The organism is Photorhabdus hindustanensis (assembly GCF_002968995.1).
Classification (GTDB): Bacteria; Pseudomonadota; Gammaproteobacteria; order Enterobacterales; family Enterobacteriaceae; genus Photorhabdus; species Photorhabdus akhurstii.
Window position 1 is genome coordinate 42,604 of the sequence record NZ_PUWT01000034.1, and the last position, 14,496, is coordinate 57,099.

12 protein-coding genes are annotated in these 14,496 nt (G+C 40.8%); all 12 read left to right on the plus strand.

Translation table 11 applies throughout. From position 1 onward, the window contains the following. The first annotated feature begins 2,259 nt into the window (after window positions 1-2,259). The 12 genes from flhD to cheZ all read left to right on the plus strand — a co-directional run bounded on the left by flhD (window position 2,260) and on the right by cheZ (window position 14,415). The gene (flhD, locus tag C6H66_RS13635; RefSeq protein WP_036775787.1) at window positions 2,260-2,610 is read left to right on the plus strand and encodes a flagellar transcriptional regulator FlhD; all 351 of its coding nucleotides are present in this window, start codon (window positions 2,260-2,262) and stop codon (window positions 2,608-2,610) included. A gap of 3 nt (window positions 2,611-2,613) precedes the next feature. Then, window positions 2,614-3,195 carry a flagellar transcriptional regulator FlhC gene (flhC, locus tag C6H66_RS13640; protein ID WP_036807309.1) on the plus strand — a complete coding sequence of 194 codons (582 nt, stop codon included), beginning with the start codon at window positions 2,614-2,616 and terminating at the stop codon, window positions 3,193-3,195. 135 nt (window positions 3,196-3,330) lie between these two features. Beyond that, on the plus strand, window positions 3,331-4,218 hold the full coding sequence (gene motA / locus C6H66_RS13645) for a flagellar motor stator protein MotA (protein WP_105395868.1): 888 nt from the start codon (window positions 3,331-3,333) through the stop codon (window positions 4,216-4,218). Then, window positions 4,215-5,198, plus strand: a complete 984-nt coding sequence (gene motB / locus C6H66_RS13650; protein WP_105395861.1) for a flagellar motor protein MotB — start codon at window positions 4,215-4,217, stop codon at window positions 5,196-5,198. The genes motA and motB overlap by 4 nt, the downstream gene beginning before the upstream one ends. A gap of 15 nt (window positions 5,199-5,213) precedes the next feature. Further along, on the plus strand, window positions 5,214-7,241 hold the full coding sequence (gene cheA, locus C6H66_RS13655; RefSeq protein ID WP_105395862.1) for a chemotaxis protein CheA: 2,028 nt from the start codon (window positions 5,214-5,216) through the stop codon (window positions 7,239-7,241). Window positions 7,242-7,300: 59 nt separating this feature from the next. Continuing rightward, the gene (gene cheW, locus C6H66_RS13660; protein WP_040152375.1) at window positions 7,301-7,798 is read left to right on the plus strand and encodes a chemotaxis protein CheW; all 498 of its coding nucleotides are present in this window, start codon (window positions 7,301-7,303) and stop codon (window positions 7,796-7,798) included. A gap of 167 nt (window positions 7,799-7,965) precedes the next feature. Then, window positions 7,966-9,660 carry a methyl-accepting chemotaxis protein gene (locus C6H66_RS13665; RefSeq protein WP_105395863.1) on the plus strand — a complete coding sequence of 565 codons (1,695 nt, stop codon included), beginning with the start codon at window positions 7,966-7,968 and terminating at the stop codon, window positions 9,658-9,660. Between the two features lie 53 nt (window positions 9,661-9,713). After that, window positions 9,714-11,348, plus strand: a complete 1,635-nt coding sequence (locus tag C6H66_RS13670; protein ID WP_046396345.1) for a methyl-accepting chemotaxis protein — start codon at window positions 9,714-9,716, stop codon at window positions 11,346-11,348. A gap of 6 nt (window positions 11,349-11,354) precedes the next feature. After that, window positions 11,355-12,251: a protein-glutamate O-methyltransferase CheR gene (gene cheR / locus C6H66_RS13675; RefSeq protein WP_105395864.1), complete on the plus strand. Its 897-nt coding sequence runs from the start codon at window positions 11,355-11,357 to the stop codon at window positions 12,249-12,251. Then, complete coding sequence (locus tag C6H66_RS13680) at window positions 12,244-13,296, plus strand: protein-glutamate methylesterase/protein-glutamine glutaminase (RefSeq protein ID WP_036807330.1); 1,053 nt, start codon at window positions 12,244-12,246, stop codon at window positions 13,294-13,296. The genes cheR and C6H66_RS13680 overlap by 8 nt, the downstream gene beginning before the upstream one ends. 69 nt (window positions 13,297-13,365) lie before the next feature. Further along, window positions 13,366-13,755, plus strand: coding sequence for a chemotaxis response regulator CheY (gene cheY, locus C6H66_RS13685; RefSeq protein WP_036807331.1), 390 nt, complete (start codon window positions 13,366-13,368; stop codon window positions 13,753-13,755). A 9-nt stretch (window positions 13,756-13,764) separates the two neighbouring features. Then, window positions 13,765-14,415, plus strand: a complete 651-nt coding sequence (gene cheZ / locus C6H66_RS13690) for a protein phosphatase CheZ (RefSeq protein ID WP_036807333.1) — start codon at window positions 13,765-13,767, stop codon at window positions 14,413-14,415. Window positions 14,416-14,496: the final 81 nt, after the last annotated feature.

Here is a 14,496-nt window from a genome sequence, read left to right on the forward strand (position 1 = left end):
TGCTTGAATATAACGGCAAGTTTGAACTTTGGTAATGTTTTTTCAATGTTGATTGGCTGAGCTTTTATTCCATTCTTTCTGGTACAAAATATTCGTTTACTAGTACAAGATCTGATGAGTGATATTTCTTAGTTTTTTATATTGGGATAAAATGGATTAAACAGTTCCTGGGAAGAACATTATAAATGAGGTATTAAAAATATTGGATATTCTATAGTGTTGGAAGAGCTAGCTTGTGTCATTTTTGATTTATTAGATATATATATTAGTGTTTGTTGTTTTTTTAGTTAATGATTCTGATTGTCGAGTTTTATTTCAGCCAGATTAGTGTATTGAATTGTTACCTTCTCAAATATTTTATGTTCATATATTGTTCGCATAAAGGATGTGTTTTGTCCAAAAAACAGGGACATTTCCAGTGTTATTGATTACATAATTGATAATGATTCTCGATAGCTATATTCCATTTTTGTTTGATGAACTATTGGGTTTAGTGTCTTTGCTCTGAGAGTATTTTCTGTGATTAGGTTAGGTTGTAATCGGTTGTTGCATTAACTGTCATGTTTGATGAATAATTATAATTACTTGGAAAATTATCATTACTATTTATATGGGAAAATAAATTTTTTATCAAAATTCTATTTACTCCATTTTTTCATGAAATATCAGGGTATTTCTGTTACCAATAATTATTAATTTCATTATTCTGGTTGGAAATGATATTGATTTTTATTTCTATTGATTATTTTTGCAATAAATGTCAATTAATTATTTTTTTCCTGTGCAGTTAATTTTTTTATCTATTCTTATCATATAAAAAAATAATGTTTGTGATATACATTAGTGACGTCATTAGCTATGTTCTTTATATGTTCAAATAGTGTTTTTGGGATGATGATCGTAAATATCATATGAAATAATGAAAGATGAAAAAAATGACTTTTAATATTTCATTTGGTTTGTATTATAAGAACTGATTAGTTCAGAAATGGTGTGTATTTTTTATTTAAATATTAATATGTAAACTATCCATTTCTTGTATTATATACATGGTGCTAATTAAAGTTATGATAGATATTTAATAAATTTATATATTTGTGTAATTTTGAAATTTTGTTTCTGGCATTTTATCACTTATGGAACTTTAAAGAAGACTTTAAGGATAATAAGTCATATTCAATCCATTTAAAATGTCTAATGTTTTTTAAATATATATATTGACAATGAGTAAATTTAATTAATAGTTAATTTGAAGCATGAAGATTAAAGATAAAAAAGATAAAGTAATCAATAGAAGGATTTTGCATATTATTATATTATGAAGTATTATTTTTAATAAATTTTTCTAATGATTTTTGCTGCTATTTTGGTTGTCAGGAGTCGAAATGGACCGATTTTTCTAGCCATCTCTATGCTGGATATTGATTGTTATACAATCAATAAAATGTTGTTATAGTTGTTTTTTTTATTCATTATCTTACTGTATTTTATGCTATTTTTGTATGGTTAGTGTTATCTGCACGTAGTGGTATACATTTTTAGTTAAGTCTTTTGGTTAAAAAAAAGAACAAATCTAAACGAAAAGTGATCATACCAGTATCTTTTTTGCAACTAAATTTTACATAAAATTAATCTGTTTTATCGTTCAAATGGAGATGCCGGATCTCAGAATAAGATTATTGTTTACACTTGTTACTCAAGGATAAAACTGTCTTTTGTGGTGTTAGTTTGACTCAGGATAGGATTTTTTATCGTTATTTTAAATTTATAAGTTTAATAGATCGTATAAAATCAAAAAATATATCTAATATTTTTATTTAGATAATTTAACTTATTAAAATTGAGAATTCGGATTTTATTTAATTGTTTGAATGGTTAATGAGCAATTCATCGATTAAATGCATATTAAAAGCCCTTGTTTTTGTGAGTTATGTCACATAGTATTTAAAATTGCGCCCTCTTTCCGTTGTATAAGTTGATGATTCAGGAGTAAAGTTGTTCCGCATTAAGAATATTCTTAATCGCCAATGAAAAATGTTATATCAGGTAACGCAATAATACTTTTGTAGCTCACTACCGTAATATTTTTGAAGTTGGATGAATCAAAAGTAATACAAAGGATGGTTACTGCTCTGACTAAGCCTGTATATTTTAGTTATGTAAGAGATTATTAATCCCTAAGCTATTTTAGGAATTTTGTCACGAGTGGTTTTTCGAACACTTAACTGATTTTTTAATGTAATCGGACGGGATAGAGAAATGAGTACGGTTGAATTGCTCAAACATATTTATGACATAAATTTATCGTATTTGCTTTTAGCTCAGCGATTAATTAACCATGAAAAAGCATCAGCGATGTTCCGTTTAGGTATTAGTGATTCTATGGCTGATACGTTGTCTGAATTGACATTACCTCAGTTGGTCAAGCTCGCTGAGACTAATCAATTAGTCTGTAATTTCCGGTTCGAAGACAGTGAAACTATTCAGCAGCTTACTAGGGAATCTCGTGTGGATGATTTACAACAAATACATACAGGCATTTTGTTATCTACTCATTTGTTTCAGAAGTTATCTTCGAAAGACGATACGTCAGTGAAAAAAAGAGCATAAGAGATGGCCGAGAAAAGTATAGTTCAAGAAGCTAAGGATATACAGTTGGCGATGGAACTCATCACTTTGGGGGCACGGTTACAGATGCTTGAAAGTGAAACGCAATTGAGCAGAGGGCGATTAATTAAGCTTTATAAAGAATTGAGGGGGAGTCCCCCGCCCAAAGGGATGCTGCCTTTTTCAACAGATTGGTTTATGACGTGGGAACAGAATATTCATTCATCGATGTTCTATAATGCCTACCGTTTTTTACTCAAGAGTGGTTATTGTGAAGGTGTAGAAGCTGTTGTTAAAGCGTATCGACTCTATCTTGAACAATGTCCTCCTGTTGAAGGAGACGCCCCGGTTTTGGCGTTGACTCGTGCCTGGACTCTGGTACGTTTTGTCGACAGTGGCATGTTGCAACCTTCACAGTGCCGTACCTGTGGTGGAACTTTTATTACTCATGCTCATCAACCTGTGAATAGCTTTGTTTGCAGCCTTTGCCAACCGCCATCACGTGCAGTAAAAAAACGTAAACTTTCCTCTCAGTCTGCCGATACTAATTCACAACTGCTGGATGGACTTGCTCAGCACGCAGTGTGAATTTAAATGGAAAATTATTCCTACAGGTTACAGATTAGTACTTTTTCTCCTGTAACCTGTATTGAAACCACAACCATTCTGGATTCAGACTGTTCAACTTCCCATCCGCTCGCCAACTTAGCTAAAGGATATCGCGTGTTAGTATTTTTAGGATATATCGTAGTTTTTGGTGCGGTAATCGGTGGTTACCTGATTGTAGGTGGTCATTTAGGCGCACTTTATCAACCCGCTGAATTTTTAATTATCACTGGTGCTGGTATCGGTGCTTTTATTGTGGGTAACAACGGAAAAGCGATTAAGGCAACATTGCGTGTTTTGCCAAAGGTAATGCGTAGATCTAAATATAACAAAGTGATGTATATGGATCTGATGGCGCTGCTTTTCCGGTTGCTGGCAAAATCCCGCATGCATGGCGTCTTAGCATTAGAGCGAGATATCGAACATCCTCAGCAAAGTGATATTTTCACCCAGTATCCGCGTTTGCTTAAGGATAAGCATTTGATGGATTTTATCACTGACTACATGCGATTGATTGTGAGTGGCAATATGAATCCTCATGAAATTGAAGCTTTGATGGATGAAGAAATTGAAACTTATGAACAGGAAAGCGAGATCCCGGCAACCAGTTTGACGATGGTTGGGGACTCTCTTCCTGCTTTTGGTATTGTCGCTGCTGTTATGGGGGTTGTTAATGCTCTGGGTTCGGCAGATCGCCCGGCAGGAGAACTTGGCGTGCTGATTGCTCATGCAATGGTTGGGACATTCCTTGGTATTTTACTGGCCTATGGTTTTATCTCTCCACTGGCGACATTGCTACGTCAACGCAGCGGTGAACACATTAAAATGATGCAATGTATTAAAGTGACACTGTTATCCAGTCTGAATGGTTATGCGCCGCAAATTGCTGTTGAATTCGGCCGTAAAACACTGTACCTCACAGATCGTCCTTCTTTCATTGAGTTGGAAGAACATGTTCGCCGGGTAAAAGCACCAGTCCAGCAAGAAACTGAAGAACAAGCATGAAGGCGCGTAACGTCTCTGTCATTAGGGTAAAAAGACGTAAAAGAAATGGCATTAAACATCATGGTGGTTCATGGAAGATTGCTTACGCTGACTTTATGACCGCCATGATGGCATTTTTTCTGGTTATGTGGCTGCTGGCAATTTCCAGCCCGCAAGAACTGACCCGAATTGCAGAATATTTCCGTACTCCGTTACAAGTTGCAATCAATAAAGGGGAGCGTAGCAGTGATAGCTCTAATCCTATTCCAGGAGGGGGGGAAGATGTGCTTCATCAGGAAGGAGATATTCTGCGTCAGGTTGAAGTCGTTGAAGCTAATGATGAGGCTCGCAAATTAAATAGGCTGCGTGAGCAACTTGATCAATTGATCATTACTGATCCTCGCCTTAAAGCATTACGCCCACATCTGTTAATTGACATGATGGATGAAGGGTTACGTATCCAGATTATTGACCGGGAAAACCGGCCAATGTTTATGGTTGGCAGTGCAAAAGTTGAAAGTTACATGAGTGACATTTTACGGGCTATTGCACCAATCCTGAACGATATTCCCAATAAAATCAGCTTATCCGGTCATACTGATGACTTGAAATATGCCAATGGTGAACGTGGTTACAGTAACTGGGAACTCTCCGCAGATCGGGCGAATGCATCAAGGAGAGAGCTGTTGATAGGCGGGCTGGATGAAGGAAAGATATTGCGGGTGGTTGGCATGGCTTCAACGGTTCGCCTGAAACAAGAAGATGCCAGCGCACCGGTTAACCGTCGCATCAGTATTTTAGTGCTCAATAAACAAGCGGAAGAGCGGATTGAACAGCAAAACACCGGCAGCGATTCCTTGATTATTAATGATAGTCAGGAAATTCACGAGGTGATTGGAAAGGATTCGGCTGAAAGCAGGTCAACACAACAGTCCAATGAAATCACAGTATCAGCTCAGCCAGCATCCCTAAATGCTGAACCTAATCGTGATACCGACTAAGGTGACAAAGTAACAATGGATATTACCGCGTTTTATCAGACCTTTTTTGATGAAGCAGACGAATTGCTGGAGGATATGGAGCAGCATCTATTGCAGCTCAATCCTGATGAGCCAGATCAAGAGCAATTGAATGCTATTTTTCGCAGTGCTCACTCAATAAAAGGTGGCGCTGCGACTTTTGGTTTTATCAAACTACAGCAAACTACGCATGTTCTGGAAAATTTGTTAGACAGTGCCAGACGAGACGAGATGAGTCTGACAACTGATATTATCAACCTGTTTTTAGAAGCGAAAGATATTATGCAGCAACAGTTGGATGCCTATAAAAGTTCTCAGGAGCCGGATGAAAGTGCGTTTACCTACATCTGTGAGACTTTGCGCCAGCTTGCATTAGAAGTACAGGAAGAGAATGAAGGCGGGGTTGAGTCTGTTATAGATGCGGTGACGCCGGAGGTGCTTGAATCTGAGCTGGAATTAAAATCGGAGCCTGCTGCGACTGCAAACCAGCAAAGTAGAGTTCGGGTTCACCTTTCTGGTTTGAAAGAGCGTGAAGTATCTCTGATGCTTGATGAGCTGAGTAATCTAGGGGAGGTTTATGATGCTGAACAGACTAGGGATAGCGTTGAAGCATCATTGGTAACATCAGCCACAGAGGACGATATCACCGCGGTACTCTGTTTTGTTATTGAACCGGAACAGATCACTTTTTTGCCGGTAGCTGAACCTAAAGACAAAGTTAAAAATCAAGATACAGCTAAAGTCGTTAAAACAACCACGTCGGAAAAAGGTTCAGCACCGCCTGTCGGGCGCCCTGCGCCGACACCACCGGCTGGATCGCCACGTCAACGGGCAGAATCTTCCAGTATTCGGGTTGCGGTTGAAAAGGTTGATCAACTGATAAACCTAGTTGGTGAATTGGTCATTACCCAATCTATGTTGGCTCAGCACTGTAACGCTCTTGAACCGACTTCTCATGGTGATTTGTTAAATTGCATGGTTCAGTTGCAGCGAAATTCCAGAGATTTGCAAGAATCTGTGATGTCTATCCGTATGATGCCAATGGAATATGTGTTCAGTCGTTACCCGCGTTTAGTCAGGGATCTGGCTAGTAAGCTGAATAAAAAAGTGGATCTCACTTTGGTTGGCAGTTCCACTGAGTTGGATAAGAGTTTGATCGAACGGATTATTGATCCGTTGACTCATCTAGTCCGTAACAGTCTGGATCATGGTATTGAAGAACCAGAAGCTCGGCTTGCGGTGGGTAAACCTGAAACAGGCAACCTGACACTTTCTGCTGAACATCAGGGAGGAAATATCTGTATTGAAGTCGTGGATGACGGCGCCGGGCTAAATCGCGAAAAGATTCTGGCTAAAGCGATATCACAAGGGCTATCAGTTAGTGAAAACATGAGTAACGAAGAAGTTGCTATGTTGATTTTCGCGCCTGGTTTTTCTACTGCTGAAGTTGTAACAGATGTATCTGGCCGCGGTGTAGGAATGGACGTGGTTAAGCGAAATATTCAGGAAATGGGTGGTCAAATCCAGATTAACTTCCAGGCTGGTAAAGGGACAGTGACGCGGATTTTGTTACCTCTGACACTGGCAATCCTCGATGGTATGTCAGTGAAAGTGAATGACGAAGTGTTTATTTTGCCATTGAGTGCGGTAGTCAGTTCTCTTCAACCGCAGGAAGAAGATATTTATCCACTGGCTGGTGATGAAAAATTACTGCATGTCAGAGGAGAATATTTACCACTGATTAAGTTATACCGTGTTTTTGATATTCCTGATGCAAAAACAGATCCGACGAAAGGGATTGTTGTGATTGTACAAAGTGCCGGCCGTCGTTATGCCTTGCTGGTTGATCAATTAGTTGGGCAGCATCAGGTGGTTGTGAAAAATATCGAAAGTAACTATCGCAAAGTGCCCGGGATCTCTGCTGCCACAATTATGGGAGATGGCAGTGTGGCGTTGATTATTGATGTTTCTGCCTTGCAGCAACTCAATCATGACCAATTGGCGCTCAGCAAAGCTAAAAAATAAGCACTGAATGGGGAGCATCCCCAAAGAAAATCGTCAATCTCACAGTAAAAGGTAAGATCATGTCGGCCATAGAAGCGTTTAATAAATTGTCAGGAGAAACTGCCGGGGAAGGATATTTGATTTTTACCCTAGGTGATGAAGAGTATGGTATCGAAATACTGAAAGTTCAGGAGATCCGGGGCTATGATCAGGTTACTCGTATTGCGAATACTCCGGCCTTCATTAAAGGAATAACCAATCTACGTGGTGTTATTGTGCCTATTATTGACCTGAGAATTAAATTTGCTCAGGAAACAGTTACCTATAATGATAATACTGTTGTTATTGTTTTGAATCTGTTAAACCGGGTGGTTGGTATTGTAGTTGATGGTGTTTCGGATGTTTTATCACTCAAAGCTGAGCAAATCTGTCCGGCGCCTGAATTTGCAGTAACATTATCTACCGAATATCTAACAGGATTGGGTTCACTTGATGATCGCATGCTGATTTTAGTGGATATCGAAAAACTGCTTAATAGTGAAGAGATGGCGTTGGTAGATTCAGTAGCTAAAAACTAATCATAAAATGTGACTGCCATCATCGATAGATGGCAGTTACTTTTTGTCTATATTCCCGTTAAGTCCAGATCAGAAAAAATATTCAAATTTCTTTTATTCAACCAGTAAAGTTTCCTTTGGCGATGCCGATAACAGAGCCATGCTGATCTATTGTAAAAAGGGAAAACATGTTTAACCGAATGAAAATAGTGACCGGACTGATGGCGGTCATCATATTATTTGGTGCTCTGCAATTTATATCCGGAGGGCTTTTCTTCCATGAGTTGAAAAGTAACAAAGAAAATCTAGAAATACTGGATAAAATGCGTGAACAGCAGACATTTTTAAGTGACACTTGGGTTAATTTGTTGCAGGCCCGTAACAGTTTGAACCGTGCTGGCATTCGCTATATGATGAAAAAAGATGAAGGTGTCGATAATTACTACACATTAGAGCAGTTACTGACTGATGCCAGAAGTAACTTGTCTATAGCGGAACAGCGTTTTGAGCAATACGAACAGACCGCTAAATTGCCTATTCATGAATCAGAAAGTCTTAATCGTCTTAAAAAAACCTATGATGTTTATATTTCAGCACTACATGAACTCATTGTTTTGATTGAACATGATCGAGCGGTAGAATTTTTCAACCAGCCAACGGGTAAATATCAGAGTGCTTTTGAGGAAGAATATAACTTCTATTTGACCCAAAACGATCATCTCTATTCTGATGTTGTCTTTGATGCCAATATCTCCTACAGAAATGCGATGATTATGTTGGGTATTATCATGCTGATTCTGGTTTCAGCCATGATTTTCAGTTGGGTTAGCATCAAGCATAGTTTGATAAATCCGCTAAATAAATTATTGGAGAACATCAAGGCGCTTTCTACCGGTGATTTGACCCAAAATATTACTGTTTTAGGCAGGAATGAAATGAGTACGTTAGCCGTTGGCCTGAAACATATGCAAAAAGAGTTTATCACTACTGTTACCAGTGTTCGTCAGAGCAGCGAAAGTATTTATAACGGAACCAGTGAAATTGCCGCTGGAAATAATGATCTCTCCTCGCGTACTGAGGAACAGGTTGCTTCTTTGGAAGAAACCGCCGCTAGTATGGAGCAATTGACTGCAACTGTGCGTCAAAATGCAGAAAATGCTCGTCAGGCAAGTAATCTGGCTGATAGTGCTTCTGACGTTGCCCGTCAGGGTGGGAAAGTGGTGGCGAATGTTGTACAGACAATGCGTGAAATTGCCGGCAGTTCTCAGAAAATTTCCGATATTACCAGTGTTATTGATGCTATTGCGTTCCAAACTAACATCTTGGCGTTGAATGCCGCTGTGGAAGCCGCACGTGCCGGCGAACATGGGCGAGGTTTTGCTGTTGTGGCAGGCGAAGTGAGAAATCTCGCACAGCGTAGTGCTGAGGCGGCAAAAGAGATCAAAGCATTAATAGAAGATTCAGTAAGCCGCGCGGATACTGGTTCAGTCTTGGTTGAGAGCGCCGGTGAAACAATGAATAACATTGTCAGTTCAGTAACCCGTGTCACTGACATTATGGGTGAAATTGCATCTGCATCCGATGAACAAAGCAGAGGAATAACTCAGGTTGGTCTGGCTATCTCCGAAATGGATCGTGTCACACAGCAAAATGCGGCTTTAGTTGAGCAATCCGCTGCGGCTGCGACTGCGCTGGAAGATCAAGCGGCTGGATTGAAGAAACTGGTTTCTCTATTCCAATTACCGAGTCTTGACGATAAGCCTCAGTCTGAAACAAAAGCTGAGCATTTGCCTGTGGCTAAGACTCCTCCGGCTAAATCGAATCCACTGGTGTTGAAGAAAGTCAACAATGTGGAAGAGCAAGCTAATTGGGAAACATTTTAAAACACTAAGCGATAACCACGGCTGCATATGCAGCCGTTAACAGAGGTGATTACATGTTAGGCAGGCTTCGTATATCAACCAGTTTATATCTGTTACTGATGATGTTTTGTGTAATGCAGATAATCTCAAGTGGTTTATCACTTGGAATCATTCACGCAGATCAATCCTATATTGAACGAATTGATCTGGGAACACAGAAGAGGGATACCTTAGGATTGAGCTGGGCAGCTTTGCTACAATCGCGTAATACACTTAATCGAATCGCTGTAGGGAAAACGCTGCAACAATCTGAAGCTCATGTTGAGAGTATGGTCGCTAATGTTAAGGAGACCTTGGATAGGGCTGAGATGCATTTTGCCGAGTTTATTGCGCTGCCTAAATTAAATGAAGAAGACGGCAGTAGTGTATTACTGGCCTCGGTAGAAACCAGTTATAAGGAATATATCAGAGCGCTTAGAGAACTCTCGGCGTTTTTAGAAAGTGGTAATTATGATGCTTTCTTAAACCAGCCGACAGAAAAGTATCAGCAGCAACTTGAGTCTGATTTCAATCATTATATGCAGTATATCGGCGAGGAGATTACAACCGCCGTTCAAGATGGTCGTCTTTATTATCGAATTTCAGTTGCCATGTTTGCAGGTGCGATCTTAATGGTATTGGTTGTTGCCTGGGCGGCTCATTGGTGGTTGAAAAAGAATCTTCTCAGACCTTTTGCCAATATGCGTAGTCACTTTCAGAATGTTGCGGAAGGGAAACTCAATAAAGAAGTTTCTGTTTTCACTCAAGATGAAATTGGTGAAGTGTTCCTCAAATTACGCGAAATGCAACGTTCACTGGTTAATTCCATTACTTTGGTAAAAGAGAATACGAACTTAATGTATAGCGGTATTCAGGAAATTACTCAGGGTAATACTGATCTCTCTTCCCGTACTGAGGAGCAGGCTGCATCACTGGAAGAAACAGCCGCCAGTATGGAACAACTGACAGCAACTGTACGTCAGAATGCGGAAAATGCTCGCCAGGCCAGTGAGTTGGCGGTATCTGCATCGAAAACAGCCTCTAAAGGCGGCGAACTGACCGTTGATGTTGTGGAAACAATGGATGCAATCGCCAATAGTTCACAGAAAATCAGCGCCATTATCAGCGTTATTGATGGCATTGCATTTCAGACCAACATTCTGGCGCTGAATGCGGCGGTAGAAGCCGCACGGGCAGGTGAACAAGGTCGAGGTTTCTCTGTTGTTGCTGGCGAAGTGAGGGATCTTGCTCAACGAAGTGCCGAAGCAGCGAAAGAGATTAAAACATTAATTAGTGAATCCGTTCAACGGGTAAGCCAAGGCTCCGAATTAGTTAGCCATGCAGGAAAAACCATGAATGAATTGGTCGTTTCTGTAAACCAGGTCACGGATCTAATGGCTGAAATTGCTGCGGCATCGGATGAACAAAGTCGGGGTATTCATCAGGTAGCACAAGCTGTTACCCAGATGGATCAGGTTACTCAGCAGAATGCTGCATTGGTTGAACAGTCAGCCGCGGCAGCGGCGGCACTTGAAGATCAGGCAGATATTTTGGTGCAAATAGTGGCACAGTTTGAGTTACCAGATAATTCAGAAAATAGGCTTGAAAATGAACTTTCACTGACGCTGAGGTCTGTGGATAGCGAAGGGGCAGTCAGTCAGACTCGTTGAGGCCAGATGAAATCAAATTTAATTGCTTCAGCGACAAGTAGTTTGCCACCTTCGCCACTGAATCACATGATTCAGCGTTATACCATGTCGGATGCGCATTTTGAGCGCATCTGCCAGCTTATATATCAACGTGCGGGTATTGTGCTGGCCGCACATAAACGGGAGATGGTTTACAACCGTTTAATTCGGCGTTTGCGTACCCTTGGAATACGTGATTTTGGGCAATACTTGTTCATTCTTGAAAACGACATCAATAGTGAGAGTGAGGAGTGGCAGGAATTTATCAATGCGTTGACAACTAACCTGACGGCTTTTTTCAGGGAAGCTCATCATTTTCCTCTGTTAGCTAAACATGCAAGTAAGAAGAGTGGATCGTACCGGGTATGGAGTGCGGCGGCATCGACAGGAGAAGAACCCTATTCGATAGCAATGACGTTAAGCGATGTGTTGGGAGAGCGTTTTCAGCGGGTAAAGATTATTGCCAGTGATATTGATACCCATGTACTGGAAAAAGCCCGCAAAGGGGTTTATCGATTGGATGAATTGCGTCAACTGACCGATCAACAGAAAAAACGTTACTTTTTTAAAGGTATTGGATCTTATGAAGGTTATGCTCGTATCCGGCCCCAACTTGCTGACATGGTGACATTCCAGCGTCTAAACCTGTTAGATTCCAATTGGCCGTTTGAAGAGAAGTTTGATGCCATCTTTTGCCGTAATGTTATGATTTATTTTGATAAAAAGACGCAGGAACGGATACTGCGTCATTTTGTTGCTTTGTTAAAACCTGATGGATTGCTCTTTGCAGGGCATTCTGAAAATGTCACTCAAATAAGCCGGGAATTCTACTTGCAAGGACAGACCGTTTACGGTGTAGGCCGGGCAAGGAGAGGTCATGAATAAAATAACTGTTCTTTGTGTCGATGATTCAGCGCTTATGCGTCAAATCATGCGAGAGATCATCAATAGTCACCCGGATATGGAGGTAGTGGCTTGTGCGCCAGATCCACTGGTAGCACGTGATCTCATTAAAAAGCATAATCCACAAGTACTCACGCTGGATGTTGAAATGCCGCGCATGGATGGTATTGATTTTCTGGAAAAATTAATGCGCTTACGGCCAATGCCTGTGGTTATGATCTCTTCTCTGACAGCCAAAGGTTCTGAAATCACATTAAGGGCATTGGAACTTGGTGCTGTTGATTTTGTAACCAAACCTCAATTGGGTATTCGTGAAGGCATGTTGGCTTACAGTGAGCTTATTGCGGAGAAAATACGGACAGCAGCACAGGCTAAATTATCTGTGCCAATAGCTACACCGATAAATTCTGTGCCTTTAAGTTTTAAGCCTCTGTTATCCAGTGAAAAACTGATAGCAGTCGGTGCTTCTACTGGCGGAACAGAAGCAATAAAGAATTTGTTGCAACCGTTACCTGTCACCAGCCCGGCACTGCTTATTACTCAACATATGCCGCCTGGTTTTACTCGTTCCTTTGCTGAACGGTTGAATAAACTTAGCCAAATTACCGTAAAAGAGGCTGAAAATGGTGAACGGATTTTGCCGGGGCACGCTTACATTGCTCCGGGTGATCGCCATATGGAACTGTGCCGTAATGGTGCTGATTACCAGATTCTAATTACTGATGCACCGGCTGTTAATCGTCATCGTCCGTCTGTAGATGTGTTATTTCGATCAGTGGCTAAATTTGCCGGGAGAAATGCTGTCGGTGTGTTGCTGACCGGCATGGGCAGTGATGGCGCGGCAGGTTTACTGGAGATGAAACAAGCAGGAGCGTACACATTGGCGCAGGATGAGGCAAGTTGTGTGGTATTTGGTATGCCGAGAGCGGCAATACAGATGGGGGCGGTGGATGAGGTGATGGACATACACAAAATAAGTAAGAAAATGCTGGCAAAAATAAGCTTAGGGCAGGCTGTCCGTATTTAACGGTTGTCGGATAAATTTAATTTTTTTAGCGGCTCTGTGCTGACTGGTAAATAATTTCAAGGAGTTTTTATGGCGAATAAGGATCTGAAATTTCTGGTGGTTGATGATTTTTCAACCATGCGTCGCATTGTTCGTAACCTTTTAAAAGAATTGGGCTTTAATAATGTAGAAGAAGCTCAAGATGGGGCAGAAGCCCTGGCTAAAATTCGTTCATCTCACTTTGACTTTATTATTTCCGATTGGAATATGCCCAATATGGATGGTTTAGAGTTGCTAAAAGTCATTCGTGAAGATGCCCAATTGGCTAAGATACCGGTTTTGATGGTGACAGCAGAAGCGAAGAAAGAAAACATCATTGCCGCCGCACAAGCCGGGGCTAGTGGTTATGTTGTTAAACCTTTTACCGCAGCTACTCTGGAAGAAAAGCTCAATAAAATATTTGAAAAACTGGGCCTCTAAGGAGAGATAATGAGAGTAAATCCAGTCATGCCAAGGGATGAGACCATTAGCGCCAGTGAAATTATCAGCCGTATCGGCCAGCTTACGCGCATGTTGCGTGATAGTTTACGTGAGTTGGGATTGGATAAAACTATTGCTCAGGCGGCTGAGGCAATACCTGATGCGAGAGAACGTTTGGACTATGTTGTGCAGATGACAGCGCAGGCGGCGGAAAGGGCGCTTAATTGCGTTGAAGCGGCGCAACCTCGTCAGAATGAATTAGAGTCATCGGCAATATCACTGAAAAAACGTTGGGATGAGTGGTTTGAAAACCCAGTTGAGATGCCTGTGGCACGTTCATTGGTTATGGATACCCGGAATTACCTCAATACGGTACCTGAACATACCGCATTCACTAACGCTCAACTGCTAGAGATCATGATGGCGCAAGATTTTCAGGATCTTACTGGTCAGGTTATTAAGCGGATGATGGATGTTATTCAGGAAATAGAAAAACAGTTGGTGATGGTATTAATGGAAAACATGCCGGCTGATCAAGTGATAAAAACCAAGAAAGAGACAGACAGTTTGCTAAATGGTCCGCAGGTGAATCAAAATGGCGTGGGTGTTATCGCTAATCAGGCTCAAGTTGATGATCTACTGGATAGCTTAGGTTTCTGAATAAACGTGGCAGGGGTAAACCTGCCACTCAGGATTAAAGATTACTACATAAAAGACCGGATCACTTTCATTGTCAGACGG